This is a genomic window from Zoogloea sp. LCSB751 (assembly GCF_002028455.1).
Lineage (GTDB): Bacteria > Pseudomonadota > Gammaproteobacteria > Burkholderiales > Rhodocyclaceae > Zoogloea.
Genome location: NZ_MWUM01000007.1, coordinates 47,813 through 67,693, shown reverse-complemented (window position 1 = coordinate 67,693; position 19,881 = coordinate 47,813). Strand labels below are relative to the sequence as shown.

The window sequence follows — 19,881 nt, the reverse complement described above, 5'->3', positions numbered from 1 at the left end:
GCCCCCGTACGGGGGCGTCCTGCTGTACCCGCTGAACCGAGAACGCCATGTCCGATACGCCGCAACAACCCGCACCCGCCGACAACTACGACGAATCCAGCATCCAGCAGCTCGAAGGGCTGGAGGCCGTGCGCAAGCGGCCGGGCATGTACATCGGCGACACCTCCGACGGCACCGGTCTGCACCACATGGTCTTCGAAGTCGTCGATAACGCCATCGACGAAGCCCTCGCTGGCCACTGCGACGACATCGTCATCACCATCCACGCCGACAACTCCATCTCCGTCACCGACAACGGCCGCGGCATCCCGACCGGCGTCAAGATGGACGACAAGCACGAGCCCAAGCGCTCCGCCGCCGAAATCGTCATGTGCGTGCTGCACGCCGGCGGCAAGTTCAACCAGAACAGCTACAAGGTGTCCGGCGGCCTGCACGGCGTCGGCGTGTCCTGCGTCAACGCCCTCTCCAAGTGGCTGCGCCTCACCGTCGCCCGTGACGGCCACAAGCACTTCATGGAATTCAACCGCGGCCATGCCGTGGACCGCGTCATCGAAGTCGTCGACGGCATCGAGACCAGCCCGCTGAAGATCATCGGCGACACCACCAAGCGCGGCACCAAGGTGCACTACCTCGCCGACGAAGAGATCTTCGGCACCGTCGAATACCACTACGAAATCCTCGCCAAGCGCCTGCGCGAACTGTCCTTCCTCAACAACGGCGTCAAGATCCGCCTGGTGGACCAACGCAGCGGCAAAGAAGAAGACTTCGCCTTCGCCGGCGGCGTCTCCGGCTTCGTCGAATACATCAACCGCGCCAAGTCGGTGCTGCACCCCAGCGTCTTCCACTCCAGCGGCGAATCCATCCAGAACGGCGTGCCCATCACCGTCGAAGTCGCCATGCAGTGGAACGACAGCTACGCCGAACAGGTGCTGTGCTTCACCAACAACATCCCGCAGGCCGACGGCGGCACCCACCTCACCGGCCTGCGCGCCGCGATGACCCGCGTCATCAACAAGTACATCGAAGAACACGAGATCGCCAAGAAGGCCAAGGTGGACATCTCCGGCGACGACATGCGCGAAGGCCTCGCCTGCGTGCTCTCCGTCAAGATGCCCGACCCCAAGTTCGCCTCCCAGACCAAGATGAAGCTGGTCTCCGGCGAAGCCCGCCCGGCCGTCGAAGAAGTCGTCGCCCAAAAGCTTGCCGACTTCCTGCTCGAGCGCCCCGCCGACGCCAAGACCATCTGCGGCAAGATCGTCGAAGCCTCCCGCGCCCGCGAAGCCGCCCGCCGCGCCCGTGAAATGACCCGCCGCAAGGGCGTCCTCGACGGCGTCGGCTTGCCCGGCAAGCTCGCCGACTGCCAGGAAAAAGACCCCGCCCTGTGCGAAATCTACATCGTCGAGGGTGACTCCGCAGGCGGCTCCGCCAAGCAGGGCCGCGACCGTAAGTTCCAGGCCATCCTGCCGCTGCGCGGCAAGGTGCTCAACGTCGAACGCGCCCGCTTCGACAAGCTCATCAGCTCCGAGCAGATCACCACCCTGATCACCGCCCTCGGCACCAGCATCGGCCCCGAAGACTTCAAGCCCGAAAAGCTGCGCTACCACCGCATCATCCTGATGACCGATGCGGACGTGGACGGCGCGCACATCCGTACCCTGCTGCTCACCTTCTTCTACCGCCAGATGCGCGAGCTCGTCGAGCGCGGCCACATCTACATCGCCCAGCCGCCGCTCTACAAGATCAAGCACGGCAAGAACGAGATGTACATCAAGGACGACACCGAGCTCAACGCCCACCTGCTCAAGCTGGGCCTCGAAGGTGCCGCCCTCACCCCGAGCGAGGGTGCCGATCCCATCCACTCCGAAGCCCTCGGCGGCCTCGCCCGCACCTACCTGCTGGCCGAAGCCGTCATCCGCCGCCTCGCCGACTGGATCGACTCTTCCGTCCTGCACGCCCTGCTCGCCAACGACTTGCCCCTGTCCCTGGCCGACGAAGCCGCTGCCCGTGACTCCGCCGCCCGCCTGCAGGCCGCCGTCGGCACCGCCGTTACCATCGAGGCCCGCCACGACGAAACCAGCGAAGCCTGGACGCTCGAAATCGCCCGCATGCACCACGGCAACCGCAAGCTCAGCCGCATCGATGGCGACTTCCTCAACGCCGGCGACTACCGCACCATCCGCCAGGCCACCGAGTCCATCTCCGGCCTCATCGGCCCCGGCGCCGTCATGCGCCGCGGCGAAAAGCAGCAAGCCGTCACCAGCTTCGCCGACGCCATCCGCTGGATGCTCAACGAAGTCGAACGCGGCATCTCCAAGCAGCGCTACAAAGGCCTTGGCGAAATGAACCCCGAGCAGCTGTGGGAAACCACCATGGACCCTGCCGTCCGTCGCCTGCTCCGCGTCCAGATCGACGACGCCATCGCCGCCGACGAGATCTTCACCACCCTGATGGGCGACAACGTCGAACCCCGCCGGGCGTTCATCGAAGAGAACGCGCTGTATGCGCGGAATATCGACGTGTAAGGGTGTCGATTGACACGGTTAGTGAAATTTTTGCCAATATAGTGAAATATTGGTGACAGAGATAATGAAAAAAGCTCCCTTGGGAGCTTTTTTCATGGGCGTCTAGCTTTAGAGATGTTTTGGATATGCTAGAAAAAATTCGAGACTTTGTCCGTCAGAACCCCGGTTTGAAGGCGAGGACGATTGCCTCTCGGCTTGGCCTTGAGCGTCCCACCATCAACGCTTTGCTCCATGCACACAAGGACACATTTCAGCAGGACGAGGCGTCTTGTTGGTCTTTGGTGGCGCCAGTGGAGTTAAGTGTTGAATTTGGGGGCAAGACTTGGCTTGCTGCCAAAGATGTTGAGAAGTTGTTGAGTAAGGCCGGCTCTCCGTTGGACTCCCCGTGTCAGCGGGTGGTGTTTAGTCTAAAGAAGGGTTCTCGCATGATGTTGGAGGCGCTGGCCCGATTGCTGGCGCTTAGTAATCAACTTGCTCGGGCAGGCAAGACGGTGATTTTGGATTTTGACGAAGCTCGGGTTACTTTGTCATATTTGGATAGACTGGGCTTCTTCGACCATCTGAATGACGCAATTCAGGTGTTGCCGAAGCGGCCCAAACGAGGCCTGTCGCGGCAGTACAGAGGGAATAATGACGGTCTTATTGAGTTCCGGGCCATAGATCCAGCACACGAAGAAAGCGATATCCCAAAGCTGCTCGAGCGAAGCTTTGTTAGTTGTGCGGGCGATAGCTATACAGTTGCCGTGATGACCATCTTGTCTGAGCTGTATTCCAATGTTTTGGAACACTCCAAGGCGAGTACGCCAGGCTTTGCGGGACTCCAGTTCTACAAAGCTACTCATCACATCCAAACTGTGATTTCAGACAGCGGTCTAGGCATTGTAGGGACACTGGAGGCCGTACTTGAGCAGCGATACCCCAAAGTGGCACAAAAGATCGCTGCCTCGAAAGACCACGCCGGGGTTGCGCTACTCAAAGAGGTGTTCTCGTCTGGCCAGATCAGTCAGGTTGAAGCAGAAGGGCGAGGTTTGGGATTGAAGCGATCCAGGGAGTTTGCCAAAAAATTTCGGGCTCGGATCTCTGTTCGGCAGCGAGACTTCGAGCTACAGATTCATCATTCCAATGATCGAGTGACCTTCACTCATGACATCAACCTGGTGCGAGTCGAGGGGACACACATCTGTTTCGACTTCATGCTTGACGCTCCCGGTAGATCTGTTTAAACTGATAAAATGAATCAGAATCCCATCGTCGTGAAACTCCGCGACTTCACGGACAGTGATCGTCCGTTCGGCAATAGCCAAGGGAAGGCTGTTTTCCGTGGTTTGGCGGATTTTGTGGAGGCTCGCCCGGCTGTTCGGGTGTTCGGCATATCTTTGGCAGGCATTGAGGCCACTGATGCTTCCTTCCCCCGTGAGAGTGTGATTTCACTGGCCAAGCAGTTACGTGGTGAGCGAGGGTTCTACCTCACGGATCTGCATAACAGAGATTTGATTGACAACTGGAGCTATGCGGCCTTGGCAAAGGCGCAGCCACTGGTCATTTGGAACGGCCAAGAGTTCGAAGTGATCGGCCCTGAGATGAACCAGGCGACTAAGACGCTCGTCAGCTATGTACTCCAACAGGGCCAAGTCACGACCTCTCAGGTCGCCGCCGATCTTGGCTTGTCGGTCCAGAACGCCAGCACAAGACTGAAGAACCTCGTTCTGCAAGGCTACTTCTTGCGTGTTGAAGAAGTGGCCGAAACGGGTGGCATCGAGTTCAAGTACCTCGCTATCAAATAATCTGGATAAACAGCTTGCTTTAAGCAGAGCTGGGTGATAGGCTTTACCCAAGTCCTCAGCCATGCTGTTTCGACTCAAGTTAAACGGATTAATTTAATCAGAAAGTACTTTGTGATGAACACTCACAGCAAACCCATGACAAACAGCCAACACGAAATCGGTGTCCATATGGCGCCCCCTTCCGAACAAGAACTTCACCTGATCAGCGATGAGCATTGCACGATGCGTGTGTGCGCTCCGACCTACGTGCATGAGCCGCGTGGTGAAGACATCCTCTCTTTGTTCGGGCTCCCTGTGACGCCTGAACAGATCGTGCTTCAGATGCTGCACGACGGTGGGATTGAGAGCATCCGACTTGACGAGCGCATCAACTTGGCGCTCGGAAACAAGTTTGTGGTGTCCTCCGGGGATCGGACGTACCGCTTCACCATTGATGGCAAACAGTACGAGTGGCCGTACCGTTTTATTTCGGGCGAACTGTTGCGAGTGCTCGTAGGAAATCACCCTCAACTGGAGATCGAGTTGATCGGTCAAGAGGAGCGCGTGGTGGTTGCCTTCAATGAGCGCGCTGACCTGACCCTTCCGGGTGTTGAACAGTTCGTCTCGCGGATCAAGCCACAGACTTGGATGTTATCGATCCAAGGCGTCTTGCTTGAGTACACCCAGCCGGAAGTCAAGGTGGCAGAAGCCATGGTGCGCGCGGGCTACGATCCGAACAAATCGTGGCACATTTATCTAATTGTCCATGGTCAGCCGAAGCAAGAAATTGCCAGCGATTTTGTGGTGGACCTGCGCCAGCCTGGCATTGAGAAAATCCGCCTCATGCAGCGAAACGTCGACAACGGTGATGGCAACCAAGCTGTCCCGACGCGCGCATTTCAGTTGCTGCCGCAGGACCACCAGTACCTGGATGGTCTGGGTCTCACATGGGAAACGGTTATCGAGCGCGATGTAGATTCTGGGGCACTGCGACGCTGGTTGCTCGTCCATGACTACCCGCTTCCCGAAGGCTTCTCGCAAACCAAGGTACTGCTGGCCTTTGACATCTTGTTGGACTATCCGGCTGCGCAGATCGACATGTTCTACTTCTTGCCCTTCGTTTCACTGGTCAATGGCCAGGAAGTCCCAAGCACGCAAGTGCGGGCAACGATCAAGGGGGCGACCTTTCAAGGGTGGTCGCGCCACCGCAATGGCGCGAGCGCGTGGGATCCGAACTCCGACAGTGTGCGCACACACATGGCGTTGGTTGAAACCTGCTTGGCAAAGGAGTTGGGCGAATGATGCCCGCCACGACGCTGAGCCTGACAAAGGCGGCACATGAACAGTTACAAGCTCACCTCTTTCCGGGGGATGGCAAGGAGGCAGCGGCTGTGCTTGTGTGCACGCGTGTGCCTGCACCCCGCTTCCGGCTTCTGGTGAAAGATGTGGTCTTGGTGCCGCATCACGCTTGCAGTCGTCGAACTGAGAACTCGCTGTGTTGGCCTGGCTCCTTCATCGAGGCTGCGATTGATCTTGCCGAGCCAGCGGGTTTAAGCATCATGCTGCTGCACTCCCATCCAACGGGCTACCCTGACTTCTCTCGTATTGACGATGAGAGTGATAACGAGGTGATCCCGTGTCTCCAAGAGGCGATCAAAGCCGATCATGGCTCCGCCGTGATGCTGCCGGATGGTCGTATCTTTGGTCGCATTTATGCGCCGAACAGTGTGGTTACCCCAGTTGATCTGGTCTCGGTCGCTGGGGATAACCTTAACCTTTGGTGGCGTGACAGTATTGCGGCCCCAGAACGGCGTCCGATGGCGTTCACTCCCGACATGAGCCAGGAGCTTGGGCGACTGACGGCTTGCGTCATAGGCGTTTCGGGTACCGGTTCCGTGACCGCTGAGCAACTCTGTCGATTGGGCTTCGGGCACGTCATCGGCATCGACCATGACCATGTTGAGGAGAAGAATCTCAATCGAATACTCAACACCACTTTGACTGATGCAAAACAGAGGAAGGCCAAGGTCCACATGTTTGCCGAGCGCATCAATCAGTTGAGGTCCGATCCCTTTTTCACAGGCATCGATGCTGATGTGATGAGCAGGCGCGCGGTACTTGCTGCATCGCAGGCAGATGTCATTTTTTGCTGCGTTGACAGGCTTAGAGGCAGGATGGTTGCAGATCGACTGGCGGCGACATTCCTTCTACCGTTGGTGGATGTGGGCGTCGCCATTCCCACACGCAAGACTCCGGAAGGTTTGGCCATCTCAGAAGTGACTGGGCGGGTGGACTATGTATATCCAGGAGGGAGTAGCCTAGCAGATCGTGGGGTGTATAGCGCTGCATTGCTCCATGCAGAGGCGTTAGCCGAGGCCGACCCAACTGCGCATGCGGATCAGGTTCGGGCAGGGTACATCGAGGGGATGCCGGAACAAGCACCTGCGGTTATCGCGCTCAACATGCGTGCCTCCAGTGCATCCGTTATGGAGTTTATTGCCAGAACGTATCCATTTCGGCAGCAGGCCAATCGCGAGTTCGCGCGCATACGTTTTATGCTCGCAGAAGCTTTTGAGGAGCGTGAGGCTGAATCTGCATTTACTGTGAAGTTAACCCCCTTGTTGGGCGCAGGTGCTGTTGAGCCCCTTCTTGGATTGCCGGTACTTGGGACGCACTAGGAGCAATCATGAACAAACTGAAGCTTGGTTGGCTCAAGTTGACTGAGTGGTTGACTCCTCCTCGAAAGATAATTGAGGTTCACGACGAATTGCCGCCTAGTAAATTGCCTACGAGGGATTTGTTTTTGTTGCGAGAGGATGGAGAAGCATGGTCGGTCATTATGCGGTGCCCTTGCGGGTGTGGCCACCCGGTGGAACTTCCGCTGATTCACGAGGCTCATCCTCACTGGACGCTGCAGGTCGACAAAAAGGGGCATCCCACTTTGGCGCCATCTGTCTGGCGGAGAGAAGGGTGTAGGGCGCACTATTTTTTGAGAGGCGGCAAAGTCGTTTGGGTCTGACAAGCACATGTGGTCGGTGGAACAGGTAGTCTTCGGTGCGGATAAGCTTCCCGGGCAATTTTGGTGGAAGCCGGGAATGACCGACTCTATTCCATTGGGTCAAGGCATGCTTAAGAGGGCAATCTAAACATGGGGCTCATTCAACTTTCGCAGGCGAAAGTCAGTCAGCTCATTATTCAGCTTTCGCTCCTCCTAAGCTCCTGAAAACCCACAACCTTCTAAAGTCGAAAGTATTGACGGTCAATACTTTCATAAAATCAGTCACTTAAGACGTTGACGTCTGTGCCATAGCAACGTAGCTTATGGGTCATCCCACCCACAATCTCCGGCGCCATGAGCCCCTTTGCCCACCACCTCCACGAGCTGCGGATGCGCCACGGCATCCGGCAGAACGAGCTCGCTGAGCTGATCGGGTACGACCAGACCTACATCTCTGCCCTCGAGGTGGGACTCAAGGGGCCCCCGACACCTGAGTTCGTCGACAAGCTGGTTGAAGGGCTTGCTTTGTCCCGCACCGAAGAGGCTGCCCTGCGCAGCGCCGCCGAGGTCTCTGACCGCAAGCTCGTGCTCGATGCCGACTCCCATCCCGAGATTTACCTGATGCTAGCCGCCCTGAAGCGGCGCCTCCGTGAGCTTCATCCGGCTCAGGCCCGCATGATTCGGGAGCTTGTGGATCTGCCGGATACCGTCCGGCAACAGGAGCACGAGCCTGTGAAGCGCCTTCGGCGGCGCAAGACTGAGGAGGGCGTCAGAATGTAAAAACGGGCCAAACCTTCCGGCCTGACCCGCTGTTACCGGGATCTCGCGATCCGCGCTGTGGTGAGCAAAGTATCGCGATCCGTCTTGGATGCGTCAAGGTCGATTTCATCCCCATCCCCGGTTTTTTCAAAGGTCATTGACCCTAGAAAGGGACGTTTTACGCCCAAAACCGGGCATATCGAACCACATCGATGGTGCCGGTACGGGCTCTCACGCCCTCACACCGGCACCGGAAGGAATCGCGATGACTTCGCTTTCATGGAAAGGCACGTGGCACGGCCTCGCGCCCGCTGGCCTGCCGCACCAACGCGCCCGGACCATCCTCCGCCACACCGGCGGCATCGTCCGGGGCAAGTTCCCCAGCCGCAAGACGGGCCGGATGGTCCACCACGAGGGACTTCTGGAGCTGGATGCCATTTATCACTTCGAGACCTCGCCCCTGATCTTGGTCTACACGGAACAGCCCGAAACCATCCAGTATCCGGATGGCAATCGCCTGCGCCGCTACACACCGGACTTCGAGCTGTTTTTGGCCGATGGTTCGTCAGTGCTTGTGGAGATCAAGCCTAAAGAGCTGGCTGCCGAGGCTGAGACCAAACACAAGCTCGACCGCATTACCGAACACTTCACCCGCATCGGTCGCATGTTTGTCGTTCTGACCGACCTGCAACTCCGTGTCGAGCCGCGTCTGGGCAACCTGCGCTGGATCTACCACCAGGCCCCGCGTATCTGTCCATCTCTGCTGAAGTGCGACGTCGCCCTGGAGCGGCTGGCAGTGCATTTTCCGGCTTCGATTCAAGCAACCAAGGAGGTGCTCACCCCAGTTGGCTTGGACCCTCTCTCGTTGCTGATAGCCGGGCGACTCACCTGCAATCTTGATCACCCCGTGGACTTCGACACCCAGCTGCATCTTTCTCAGGAGAGCGACCATGCGTGGTTTCGCCTTTCGGACCGGTTTGGTTTTTGAGTGGGACGGTGCCGCTCACCGGATCGAGCGCCTGGGGACGGGTGATCAGGTTGTGCTGGAGCGCCTGAGCGACGGACAGACTGTACTGAGTTCCCGGCAGGAACTCTTGGCTGCCTTCGGTGCAGGGCAGCTGTGTATGCCTCATGGCACTGACACGGCTCCTGCTGCTCAGGTATATCAGCGGCCATTGGCAGAGCTTCCCAGCCACATTCAGGCAAAAGTGCGCACGCGAATGGCCTATCTGGACGCGATTCAGGAGGCTGGGCAGATCCCCTTGACTCCGTATCACCTGTCTCCATTGATTGCCGAAGTCTCCAAACGCATCAACGATCCACATCCCCCGGCACCGATAACCATCTATCGGTGGCACCAGATCTACCGGTGGCATCAGGATGCTCGCGCCTTGATTCCTCGGTATGACCGCCGAGGCAGAGCGGGGGCACGGCAGTCGGAGCAGATTCGAGAGTTTTTCGCGGAGGCGGCTGAGGAAGCCTTTCGAGCCAGTCCGTCGGCAACCATCAAATCCATCTTCACGCGCCTTGAAGGGAAAATCTGCGCCGAGAACGCCAAGCGTCTCCCGAATGCCCCACTCCGCCTCCCCTCGGTGAGAACGGTATATCGCTTATTCAGGCGACTTGAAGCCTATGACCAGACGCGGCTCGCCGAGGGGAAGCATGTTGCGGATCGCCGCTATCGGGTCGTCAAAGCGGGGCCTGTCGTCGACGGCATCCTGATGCGCGTTGAGGTAGACCACACGCCCCTCGACCTCTTCCTGATCGACGAGATCACGGGCCTCCCCCTTGGTCGACCGGTTCTGACACTGTTTATCGACGTCTACAGCCGCTTCCCAGTCGGCTACTACCTCAGCTTTGGCGGCACCTCCGCCGCCGCTGTTGTCGGTGGCTTACGCCATGCCATCCTGCCCAAAACCCCGGTAAAGGAGGTCATACCGGATTTGCCCGTGGAGCACGCGTGGCCTTGCTACGGTTTGATCGCCTCCCTAGTCGTCGACAACGGCCTGGAGTTTTACTCCACGGCTCTGGACAGCGTGGCCATGGACCTCGGAATCCACATCCAGTATTGCCCCAAGAAGCAACCGTGGTTCAAGGGCACCATCGAGCGCTTTCTCAAGACGATCAACTACTTCCTGACCCACCAGTTGCCGGGGACCAGTCTGGCCCGACTGGAAGACCGGGGCGACTACGACTCCCAGAAGCATGCACTTCTGACTCTGGCCGAGTTCAAGCACCTCCTCGAAAAGTGGCTGCTGGATATTTACGCCCAAACCGTCCACCGGGGCGTCGGCACGACCCCCTGGGCCAAGTGGCACGAAGGCTTGAAGCGTCATACTCCCGAGTTGCCGGGGAGTCTGGACGACTTGCGGCGCAGGATCGGCATGGCCGAGGAGCGCACCCTGCGTCGAGATGGGATCGTCCTGAAAGGGATCCGCTACTCGGGTCCCGATCTCGATCCCATCCTGCGCACCTGGGGACCGGGGATCAAGCTCCGGCTCGTTTTCGACGCCGAGGACCTGGGCAGTATCCAGGTCTGGGCGCCCGAACAGCAGGATCCGGTGACGGTTCCGGCCTTGAACCAGGCTTACGCCAAGGGCCTTACACTCCTCCAGCACGAGCTCATCCAGCAGCAGGTCCGTGAAAACGGTCACTCCGCCGAGAACCCCGACGCCCTGGCCAAAGCCAAGTACGACCTAGCCATTGCGGTGGATGAACTGCTCAAGGGACGCAAACAGCGCAGCCGGCGCCGGGCGGCCAATATCCACGGCAAGACCAGCACTCATCCCGAGGCCCGACTTGATCCTGGCACGCCTCCCAAGCCCGTCACTAAACCCGTCCCGACACCGAAGGCGGCTCTCGACGAACCACCCGCGCCGCTGCCCACCTTCCAGCTCTCGCGAGGGAAGCACGGATGAACGTCGCAGAATTCGAAGCCCTGCGGGTGTTCACCAGCGAATACCTGCAGTTTCCTCCATTCGTATCGGCCTTCAACGAGATCGACAGGCTCGTCCAACTCTACCGGCAGACCAGCGTCGCCCAGCATCTGCTGGTGACCGGGGAGTCCGGCACGGGTAAGACGACGCTCTGTAAAGCGCTGGTAGAACGCTATCCACGTGCGACCTTGCCGGAGCGCGATGTGGTGCCGGTCCTCGTCGTACCGATTCCACCGGCTGCAACCATCGCCAGCGTGGCCGAAGCCATGCTGGCCCGCCTGGGGGATCCGGCTCCAACGACGGGTACGACCTCCGCCAAGACAGCCCGGGCTGCACGTCTTTCGCGAGCCTGCGGCGCCGAGCTCCTGATGTTCGACGAAGCCAACCATATCCAGGACCGGGGCCAGTCCCCCACCCAGTACATGGTGGGGGACTGGCTCAAAGGCTTGATGGACGATGTCCAGGTGCCCACAGTGCTTCTGGGCCTGCCTCGGGTCGAGGACCTGCTTAGGGTCAATGAGCAGCTACGGCGCCGCTTCACGCGCCGTCTGCAGATGGCCTTGGGACAGGATCCCGACAACTCCATCGAAACCCAGTGTCTGCGGCTGTTCACGTCCCTGACTCCTTCTCTGCCAGTGCCCTTCAACAAGGGCGCAACGACTTGGAACGAGCTCGCATACCGGCTACACGCGGCCACGGATGGAAGGGTCGCTTACGTCAAGTCTCTGCTGATCGGGGCGATTCGCTTGGTGTTCGAGCGGGAGGTGTCCGAGATCACTCTGGCGGAGCTGGAAACCGCATTCACTGCCGAGATCTGGCCTCAAGGGGTTGGCGCGCTCAATCCCTTCTGTCCGAATTTCGATTTTCGGCGCCTGGACAGGGCAGGGGAGCCCTTCGAGCGGGGGGCTCTGGTGGATCGACCTTCGCGGAGGCGTGCCCATGCTGCTTGAACTGGCAGGCTATCCCCTCCGACCCACACGCCAGCCGGGCGAGAGTCTGGCCGGGTTTGTGAGCCGGCATTTCGGTACGAACGGTCACTGGATGCCGGAGGCGCTGCACCGTGCGCTTTCAACCCTGTACCGCTCCGAGGACGCTTCGGCACGCGAGGAGGCTTGGGAGCTGATTTGCAGCCTCACCGGCCAGGCCTCCCTTGCAGATCACAAGATATGGGTGGAGGAACGCTTCACTCTGCCTGAAGCCGCGCCGAGACGTAAGGGGCGCCACTGGCAGCGCGCTTACTCGTCGAAAGTACGCATCTGCCCTTACTGCTTGGCGGAGTACGGTGTTCATCTGGCCCTCTGGGAGTTGCCCCTGGTGGATGTATGTCCGCGCCACGGCGGCCTGCTCGTGCATCGCTGCGAGTGCGGAAATGAACTGACATGGCCAAGCATGGGGCCGGACTGGACCTGTCGTTGTGGCAAGCCCCTTTCAAGCCTGCCCAGTCGACCGGCGTCGGGATCACTCAGGCAGCTCGCGCAAGTGGTTGCAGCCGCCAGCGGGCTGCCCTTCCCATGGGGATCACCCAGTTCGGCCGGGCGCATCGCCGCGAACCTGCGCCAAACCTATGAGGCACTCTTCTGGCTGCAGAGGCTCGTCGCGTTGATCACGGAAACAAGCCAAAACCCGATGCCCCCAGAACCTCGGCCTGGGCGTCGGGTTGGATACCTCCTTCGCGACTGGCCCGATGGGATGGCGGCCCGGATTCGGCGATTACTTTGCTTCCGCCACCGGCATGACCAGAACAGTCTTGTCTTGCTGCTTGACGATGCCCATCCGTCGAAGCGGCTGCTCGATTACCTGGCCAATACCGGGGCGTTGTCTTCGGAACTACCGGCAGACCTGCTTCAGAGTGCGTGGGCAGTGGTCGAGCATTTACGGTCGCCCATCGGCCCACCACCAACGTTGATCTTCAATCCAGCGCTCAGCATTTCAGAACGGCAGCAGCGCATCACGTCATTGAGAGATTGGTGGTCCGATCTTCGCGACCGGATGGAGGTGGAGGAGGCGCCAAGAGTGGCTCCCAGTTCGCCTGTGCTTCACTTGGACAATCTCGATGCGCGGTTCCGCATGCTGCTGATCAATATCCTCGTCAACGCGGCCAGGACAAAGATCTCTCCACAGCGCTTCCGCCGCTTCGCCGTTGTCTGGCCGCCGGCTCGTCCTCTGCTGGCAAATGCTAGTCCGGAGCTCTTCATCCAGGTGCTGGATGCACAGCTACGAACGGTATCCAGCGCACACCTGCAATACCTCTGCGAACTCGCGTGTCACGCGGCAGGAGTCACCCGTGCAGCGGTTTGAGCCGATTTACCACGCATCCGCTGCCGTGTCGGTGACGGGAGGTGGGTGTTGGTGGCGGCGTCGTGGTCTCCCGGTGCGCCCGAGGCCTTATCCGGGTGAGTGGGCGTACGGCTATCTGGTACGGGTCGCGGAGGCTAATGGTTATGAATCACCCCGTGCCCTGTGGCGTGGTTTGGGGCCGAGGCGCACGGGATCCATCTCCTCGGTCAGGTACGCGCTGCGCTTGTCTCCTGCCGAATGGAGTTTCTTGTCGGGACCCTGGCCGCGCTTCTGTCGCGTTGAACAAGTGTTGGCTGAGGGCCTAACCCCATCCGATTACTGCCATGACCACTTGCGCTGGTGCCCCCATTGCCTCGCCGAGCAGCGGTTTCTGCAAGCTCGGTGGGTGATCAAGCTATGCGTCGTGTGTCCTGAGCACAAGTGCTATCTATGGGACACCTGCGCTGTCTGCCATCAGTATCAACGGCCAGAACGAGCCGTGCTCGACCGCTGCCTGTGCGGCGCTTCGCTGATTGGCATCCCCGTTGAGCGTGTCACCGATGATGAGCTCCGGCTCCAGCTTGCCTTTCAGGGTGCCTTGGCAGGGCAAGTCCAGGAGGGCATCCCTTCGTTGAGCGTGCCTGCCTGGATGACACTCTTTCATCGTGTAGCCGCGCTCTTCGATGCCGAGCGGGAAAGTCGCAGCGGCCAGATACCTGGGCTCCACCGTCTTGATCTGGCCATTGCGGTGAATCGGCAACTCGCCAGTCTGCTCGCCGCCTGGCCTGCTGGCTTTTATCACTACCTGGACGATTTGCAGCGACATGCGGAACCATCGTTCAGCTTGGTTCGAACCTTCGGGCGCCTGTACCGCTGGCTGTACCGGGATTTCGAGGGGGACGAGTTTGCCTTTCTGCGCGACGCATTCGAGGACTACCTCCGAGAACACTGGTGGGGGCTGTTGTGTCGTCGTAACCGCCGCCTTGGCACCCGAACCACCGGCAGTCGGAAGACAGCCCAGGCTATCGCCGCAGCGGCAGGCACAACTCCGGCTCGTGTCCGGCAGTTGCACCTGGTCGGGTGGGTCGAAGCCGACATTGCGGCCCAGCCCAGCGGCCGTCGTGCGTGGTCTTTTCCTGCTTCGCAGGTCGAACCTATTGCCACCTTGATCGCTGATGGCCTCACTCTGAAGGACGCGGCCACCTATCTACAGCTTCCCAAGCACCGTGTTCGCGAGTTGATCGCGGCAGACATGATCAAACCGCTTCTTTCGACAGCAGGACATGGAGCGGCAACGTGGCTGATTTCCAAGCATCAACTGGATGACCTGGGCCGCACGCACTTGGCAGGCCAAGCTCCAGTAGCCGACGAAGAACCCCCGGACTGCGTTCCGCTCGTGCAGATTCTCAAGGCCTGGCGCCTGGAGGCCGGGGCATTCCCCGCACTGCTTCATGCGCTTCAATCAGGCGTGCTCGCGGCGGCTCACACCCGCGACATGGAAAGCACTGGGCTGGGAGGTCTGCTGCTTCCTCGTCGGGGAGTACAGGCCTGGCTTGCGCACTGGCGTGAGTCCAACGGCAGGAGCTACTCGATCACCGACGCGGCCGGAATTCTGGGGATCAAGGCTCAAGTGGCCTACCACCTGGTTCGATGCGGTCTCCTGGAAAGCACGTCGTCCCCGCTGACGCAGGTGCGTCGAGTTTCTCGCGACGGGATCGCGAAGTTCAAGGCGCGTTACATCTCCTTGGTGGAGATCGCCAAGCGCTCGGGCACTTCGCCCAAACAAGCCCTTCACCGCCTGCAAATTCACCCTGTGGTAGGCCCTGCTATCGATGGATGCCGGCAGTACTTCTATCTGCGCAGCGACGTGGAGCACCTTCTTGACCAACCTCTCCAAACCCAGGAGTCGGGCAATGCTTAACCGTGAAGACATACCAGATACCGACCTTGACCGTTTGCAGGCTGAGATCCTCAGCGGTCCCTTCGACGCCGCACTCCCCGTCAACATGACCGACGAGTGGTTGAACCTGATCGCACGGGATATCTGTGAAGCCCTGAGTGACGACGAGCCCACTACGCAAAATCCAGGCGTGCTGCGTGCAGAAGCCCCTTTCCGGCTGATCACACGCCTCTTGGTCGAAAGTGAAGACAAGGCCTGGCATGTCGAGGACTTCGACTCCCTGCAGGGCCACTACATGAACTACCTCGCCGAAGTCGTCCTGGAATTGGTCAGACGCCAGAAGGGGCACTGGATACCACCCGCGACGCTGGACACGGTCCTGACGCGGACGGATCTGACGTTGGAGCAGGCCCTCTATGGTGTCGCCAAGGTGCGTTGTGAGTGAGCTGATGACGAAGTCGAGTCGGAGAGTGCGGCCGCCCCCCAACTGCCACTCGAACACCCTCGTCAATCCGGAGTAATCATGAAAAATCCCCGATACGAACGTTTCCGCATCCTGATGCGCCAGTATCACCGCAACCACCCCTGGCGCCTGACCAACGGCTTGTTCATCCCACATGCCTATCCGGAGCCCGACAAAGTGAACCTGTGGGATGACGTCGGCTTCATCCTCAACGGACGCCGGGTGATGGTGTGGTGGATTCACCCCAAAGCCAGGTACGAGGACGAGATCGCCCGACGAGCCTACGAGGAAGCCGGGCCAATGCCCGAAGATTCTGCTCCGTGGAGCGAAGAGACGCGCTGCAAGCGCGTCGGCCGTTCAAGGAAAAGGGCGGTCACGTACCGTACCCAGGGCTGGTCGGACCAGATGAAGGCGTATTTTGAGCGGGTTGATGCTATCGAAGAGCGACTGCGTCAGGAGGGAATCGACTACGAGGCCCGCCCAAGTCTAGTTGTGCGGTGGTATCGATGGGGGATCGGGATGGAGCTCTGCGCACCGCTGGAGGTGAGGGGGGTAGAGGGCGTCCGGGCCTTGGCTCAATTTGCCAAACGGCTCATGAGATATAAGCAGATTGCGCTCAAAGGGCTGCGCGTCGATGCCGGAGTTGAACTTACCCCGCACTTTCGAACGGGGCAAGTGATCAACCCACACTGTCAGGCGACGATTTTGCAGTTCGAGCCGCACTCGGACTGCGCCAGCAAATTGTCACCCCACTTACCGTCTGCGTAGGTCCGCAGGTAAGGCACCTTGCCTGCTTCACGGACTACGCCGATATATGCGCGTTTCCCGGTTGCCCTGTCGACCGTGTAGAAGGCTTCGGATTTGGACTCAATGCGAGCAATGGCGGCCTCCCGAGTGAGGCGCCATTGGTTCACCGTATGCCCAATATGCGTAATGTGCTCATGCGGGCTGTTGCGATTGGGCTTGTTCACACAGTTCACTTCGAATTCTTTCATTTTGCGATCCTTTATAAATTTTGCATCAACCGCGATGATGCGGCTGCAAGAGAATCGTACTTGCTGATTCGCCCCTTTGCAAGCACAATTGTGCATCAACCTGATTGATGCACAATGAACGTGATACTCAGAAGCTTGGCTGACGTACAGGCTGGCCACCCTTTTCGCGGTAGCGTGCCTTTCGCGGAGAACGGCAACGCCTACGCACTGCAAATGCGCGATCTCAGCCCCAGCGGCGAAGTCGCCTGGAACGGTTTGCTTCGTACAGAAGTAGATGCCAGCAAGCCTGTGCAATGGCTAGAGGCAGGAGATGTGGTTTTCGTAGCTCGAGGAGCACGCAACTATGCCGTATGCCTGCGCGAGATCCCCAAACCCACCGTGTGCTCTCCGAACTTCTTTTTGGTGCGCGTCAAGACACCAGCACTGCTGCCTGAATTCCTTGCTTGGCAGATCAATCGCACGCCTGCTCAACGTTACTTGGCCAGCAACGCAGAAGGCTCAGATCAGCTCAGCATCCGTCGGCCGGTACTAGAGGCCATGCCTTTGGCGGTACCACCGCTAAGTCAGCAACTCCTCATCATTGCACTGGCTGAGGAGGCCGTGCATGAAGAGCGCCAGCTACAGGCGTTGATCCGCAACCGCCAGCAACAGCTCGACGCGCTGGCGTTTGCGCTGTTTTCAAACAAATCACAAACGAATTGACGTCATGACCGCCACACCTATCCAGCAAGACTCGATCAATGCAGCCGTCTGGAACGCCTGCGATACGTTTCGAGGCACGGTGGACCCAAGCATCTACAAGGACTACGTCCTGACCATGCTCTTCTTGAAATACATCTCCGATGTCTGGCAGGACCACTACGATCGCTACGAGGCTGAGCACGGAGACCACCCGGCGCTAATCGAAGAGCTGCTGAAGAACGAACGCTTCGTCCTGCCTCGCAGCGCTAACTTCTACGCCTTGTATGAAGCCCGTCATCAGCCCGGCAACGGCGAGCGCATCGACAAGGCCCTGCATGCCATTGAAGAGGCCAACCTGACCAAGCTGCGAGATGTTTTCCAGGACATCAGCTTCAACTCGACCAAGTTGGGTGACGAGGCACAGAAGAACGACATCCTGAGGCATCTGCTTGAGGACTTTGCCAAGCCCGAACTTGATCTGCGCGAGAGCCGGGTGGGCACCCTGGACGTGATCGGCAACGCGTATGAATTCCTGATCAAGAACTTCGCCTCAACCAGTGGAAAGAAGGCCGGCGAGTTCTATACGCCGCCCGAAGTTTCTCAACTCATGGCCCGTTTGATGGCCCCGCAGGAGGGGGACGAAATCTGCGATCCAACCTGTGGTTCAGGCTCTCTGCTCATGAAGTGTGGTCAGCTCATTCGCGCCCAAGCCGGGAGCCGCAAATATGCGCTCTACGGGCAAGAGGCCATTGGTAGCACCTGGGCCTTGGCCAAGATGAACATGTTCCTGCACGCTGAGGACAACCACCGCATCGAATGGGGCGACACGCTGCGCAATCCCAAGCTGCTCGATGGCAAGGGCTTACTCAAGCACTTTGACATCGTCGTGGCCAACCCGCCGTTTTCACTGGAAAAGTGGGGACACGAGGCGGCCGCCGATGACCCGTACAAGCGTTTCCGCCGTGGCGTGCCTCCTCGCACCAAGGCCGACTACGCCTTCATCTTGCACATGGTCGAAACCATGAAGCCCGGCACTGGCCGTATGGCTGTGGTGGTGCCGCATGGTGTGCTCTTTCGTGGTGCCGCCGAAGGCAAGATCCGTCAGAAGCTGATCGAAGAGAACCTGCTCGATGTGGTCATCGGGCTGCCCGAAAAGCTGTTCTATGGCACGGGAATTCCTGCCGCCATCCTGGTGCTGCGCAAGAAGAAGACCGATGACAAGGTGCTCTTCATCGACGCTAGCCGCGACTACCAGGACGGCAAGAACCAGAACGTCCTGCGCCCGCAGGACCTTGAACGCATCGAACAAACCGTGCGCGGAAGGCAAAGCGTTGAGAAGTACGCTTGCCTAGCTAGCCCGGCTGAGATTGCTGAGAACGAGTTCAACCTCAACATCCCACGCTACGTGGACACCTTCGAAGAGGCTGAGACCATCGACCTGAAGGCGGTCCGCGAAGAACGCCTGAAGCTCAAAGCTGAGCTGGCGGTTCTGGAGGAAAAGATGGCGGGCTATCTGAAGGAGCTGGGCTATGAGTGAGCAAATGCCGCGCGCCGAACTGGTGCTATACGCCACTGAAGATGGCTCTGCGCAATTCTTCCTGCGCGCCGAGGATGGTAGCGTCTGGCTCAGCCAAGCCGAACTGGCCGAGCTCTTCCAGACTTCCATCCCGAACGTCAACATTCACATCAAAAATGTGCTCGATGAAGGAGAGTTGGCTGAAGTTCGAACTATTAAAGATGACTTAATAGTTCAAACCGAGGGCAGTCGCCAAGTCCGCCGAACGGTCAAGCTGTACAACCTCGACATGATTCTGGCCATCGGTTACCGGGTGAAGTCGCCACGCGGCACCCAGTTCCGCCAGTGGGCCACCACCCACCTCAAGGAGTACCTAATCAAGGGGTTCGTCATGGACGACGAGCGCCTGAAGGGCAGCGACCGCTGGGACTACTTCGACGAGCTCTTGCAGCGCATCCGCGACATACGTTCGTCGGAGAAGCGCTTCTACCAAAAGGTGCGAGACCTGTTCGCGCTCTCCGTGGATTACGCGGACGATGGCCAAGCTACGGGCCTCTTCTTTGCCGAGGTGCAGAACAAGATGTTCTTTGCGGTGACGGGCCACACTGCCGCCGAGTTGATCGTGCAGCGCGCCGATCCAACCCAGCCCAATATGGCGCTCACCTCCTGGAAGGGCGGACGTGTCCGCAAGGGTGATGTGACCGTGGCCAAGAACTATCTGAACGCCGAAGAGTTGGACCAGCTCAACCGCATCGTCGAGATGTTCCTGAACTTTGCTGAGATGCGAGCCGTGCAACGCAAGAACCTGCGTATGACCGACTGGCGAGCCTATGTGGACAGCTTCATGGCCTTCAACGAGCAGGCCGTGCTGCAGGGCCCAGGCCGTATGAGCCATCAGGCCATGACGACGATTGCGCACGAACGCTACGAGCAGTTTGATGCAGCGCGGCGTCAGGCAGAAGCGTTGGAGGCTGATCGCGCAGAGATGCGAGCACTAGAGCAGGTGGAGAAGCAACTGAGTAGCCGACGCAAAAGCGGCAAGGAAGGGAAAGATGTTGCCTAAAGGATGGA

At 59.2% G+C, this 19,881-nt stretch carries 18 protein-coding genes and 1 pseudogene; 18 read left to right on the top strand and 1 reads right to left on the bottom strand.

The window, feature by feature from the left end:
- Positions 1-47 precede the first annotated feature (47 nt).
- The 15 genes and pseudogenes from gyrB (at position 48) to B4920_RS28765 (ending at position 16,386) form a co-directional block, all read left to right on the top strand.
- Positions 48-2,522 (top strand): DNA topoisomerase (ATP-hydrolyzing) subunit B, encoded by a 2,475-nt coding sequence (gyrB, locus tag B4920_RS09990; RefSeq protein ID WP_079434512.1) that lies wholly within the window; start codon positions 48-50, stop codon positions 2,520-2,522.
- 119 nt (positions 2,523-2,641) lie between these two features.
- Positions 2,642-3,745, top strand: coding sequence for an ATP-binding protein (locus B4920_RS09985; RefSeq protein ID WP_139379479.1), 1,104 nt, complete (start codon positions 2,642-2,644; stop codon positions 3,743-3,745).
- Positions 3,746-3,754: 9 nt separating this feature from the next.
- Positions 3,755-4,306 carry a DNA-binding protein gene (locus B4920_RS09980; RefSeq protein WP_079434508.1) on the top strand — a complete coding sequence of 184 codons (552 nt, stop codon included), beginning with the start codon at positions 3,755-3,757 and terminating at the stop codon, positions 4,304-4,306.
- Positions 4,307-4,339: 33 nt separating this feature from the next.
- A complete protein-coding gene (locus tag B4920_RS09975) occupies positions 4,340-5,587 on the top strand; it encodes an E2/UBC family protein (protein WP_139379478.1) in 1,248 nt (415 codons plus the stop codon).
- The gene (locus B4920_RS09970; protein ID WP_079434506.1) at positions 5,584-6,963 is read left to right on the top strand and encodes a ThiF family adenylyltransferase; all 1,380 of its coding nucleotides are present in this window, start codon (positions 5,584-5,586) and stop codon (positions 6,961-6,963) included. Before B4920_RS09975 ends, B4920_RS09970 begins: the two co-directional genes overlap by 4 nt.
- Positions 6,964-6,971: 8 nt before the next feature.
- On the top strand, positions 6,972-7,304 hold the full coding sequence (locus B4920_RS30940; protein WP_079434505.1) for a DUF6527 family protein: 333 nt from the start codon (positions 6,972-6,974) through the stop codon (positions 7,302-7,304).
- Positions 7,305-7,637: 333 nt separating this feature from the next.
- The gene (locus B4920_RS09960; RefSeq protein WP_079434504.1) at positions 7,638-8,063 is read left to right on the top strand and encodes a helix-turn-helix transcriptional regulator; all 426 of its coding nucleotides are present in this window, start codon (positions 7,638-7,640) and stop codon (positions 8,061-8,063) included.
- 244 nt (positions 8,064-8,307) lie between these two features.
- Positions 8,308-9,030, top strand: a complete 723-nt coding sequence (locus tag B4920_RS09955; RefSeq protein WP_079434503.1) for a TnsA endonuclease N-terminal domain-containing protein — start codon at positions 8,308-8,310, stop codon at positions 9,028-9,030.
- Complete coding sequence (locus tag B4920_RS09950) at positions 8,993-10,960, top strand: Mu transposase C-terminal domain-containing protein (protein WP_079434501.1); 1,968 nt, start codon at positions 8,993-8,995, stop codon at positions 10,958-10,960. The genes B4920_RS09955 and B4920_RS09950 overlap by 38 nt, the downstream gene beginning before the upstream one ends.
- Positions 10,957-11,928, top strand: coding sequence for a TniB family NTP-binding protein (locus tag B4920_RS09945; RefSeq protein WP_079434500.1), 972 nt, complete (start codon positions 10,957-10,959; stop codon positions 11,926-11,928). The genes B4920_RS09950 and B4920_RS09945 overlap by 4 nt, the downstream gene beginning before the upstream one ends.
- On the top strand, positions 11,918-13,276 hold the full coding sequence (locus B4920_RS09940; protein WP_079434498.1) for a TniQ family protein: 1,359 nt from the start codon (positions 11,918-11,920) through the stop codon (positions 13,274-13,276). Before B4920_RS09945 ends, B4920_RS09940 begins: the two co-directional genes overlap by 11 nt.
- Positions 13,185-13,694 (top strand): annotated as a pseudogene (locus B4920_RS30935) (TniQ family protein); the annotation flags it as partial. The gene B4920_RS09940 and the pseudogene B4920_RS30935, both read left to right, overlap by 92 nt.
- A gap of 60 nt (positions 13,695-13,754) precedes the next feature.
- Entirely contained in the window at positions 13,755-15,176 is a 1,422-nt protein-coding gene (locus tag B4920_RS09935) for a hypothetical protein (RefSeq protein WP_254050897.1), read from the top strand.
- On the top strand, positions 15,169-15,600 hold the full coding sequence (locus B4920_RS09930; protein ID WP_079434495.1) for a hypothetical protein: 432 nt from the start codon (positions 15,169-15,171) through the stop codon (positions 15,598-15,600). The genes B4920_RS09935 and B4920_RS09930 overlap by 8 nt, the downstream gene beginning before the upstream one ends.
- Positions 15,601-15,678: 78 nt before the next feature.
- Entirely contained in the window at positions 15,679-16,386 is a 708-nt protein-coding gene (locus B4920_RS28765; RefSeq protein WP_139379477.1) for a hypothetical protein, read from the top strand.
- On the opposite strand, the gene B4920_RS30930 is transcribed toward B4920_RS28765, so the two are convergent.
- Positions 16,311-16,613 carry a DUF3892 domain-containing protein gene (locus B4920_RS30930; protein WP_079434493.1) on the bottom strand — a complete coding sequence of 101 codons (303 nt, stop codon included), beginning with the start codon at positions 16,611-16,613 and terminating at the stop codon, positions 16,311-16,313. The two genes, B4920_RS28765 and B4920_RS30930, sit on opposite strands and share 76 nt — an antisense overlap.
- A gap of 135 nt (positions 16,614-16,748) precedes the next feature.
- Here B4920_RS30930 and B4920_RS09920 point away from each other — a divergent pair, with 135 nt between their 5' ends.
- Genes B4920_RS09920 through B4920_RS09910 form a run of 3 tightly spaced genes read left to right on the top strand, consistent with a single transcriptional unit; the run spans position 16,749 to position 19,873 of the window.
- Positions 16,749-17,315 (top strand): hypothetical protein, encoded by a 567-nt coding sequence (locus B4920_RS09920; protein ID WP_216819821.1) that lies wholly within the window; start codon positions 16,749-16,751, stop codon positions 17,313-17,315.
- A 4-nt stretch (positions 17,316-17,319) separates the two neighbouring features.
- Positions 17,320-18,831 carry a type I restriction-modification system subunit M gene (locus B4920_RS09915; protein WP_079434489.1) on the top strand — a complete coding sequence of 504 codons (1,512 nt, stop codon included), beginning with the start codon at positions 17,320-17,322 and terminating at the stop codon, positions 18,829-18,831.
- On the top strand, positions 18,824-19,873 hold the full coding sequence (locus B4920_RS09910; RefSeq protein ID WP_079434488.1) for a virulence RhuM family protein: 1,050 nt from the start codon (positions 18,824-18,826) through the stop codon (positions 19,871-19,873). Before B4920_RS09915 ends, B4920_RS09910 begins: the two co-directional genes overlap by 8 nt.
- The last annotated feature ends 8 nt before the right edge of the window (positions 19,874-19,881 follow it).